Annotated in this window: 1 protein-coding gene; it reads right to left on the bottom strand. The window is 40.3% G+C overall.

Translation table 11 applies throughout. The annotated features are described in order from the left end of the window. Nucleotides 1-206, bottom strand: a 206-nt coding sequence (locus tag HJV72_RS19665; protein ID WP_208073577.1) for a hypothetical protein, incomplete at both ends; no start/stop codon positions are given.

Raw genomic sequence — 206 nt, 5'->3', positions numbered from 1 at the left:
CTGTCCGTCGATTACAACATATTCGTCATCCTTTTCGAACATAGCATAAGCCTTCAGCAACTGGTTGATAGTGTGTACGCGTTCAGACTTGATAGCGTAATTTGTCATCAGTTCATCTTTCTTGGCCAGCTTTTCTTCTTCTGTCAGATCTGTCTCATTTTCCAAAGCAGACAATTGGGAAGTAATATCAGGCAAAACGAATAAAG

Source organism: Extibacter sp. GGCC_0201, assembly GCF_017566055.1.
GTDB lineage: Bacteria > Bacillota > Clostridia > Lachnospirales > Lachnospiraceae > Extibacter.
The sequence above is the reverse complement of the archived record's forward strand: the minus strand, read 5'-3'. Positions and strand labels throughout refer to the sequence as shown.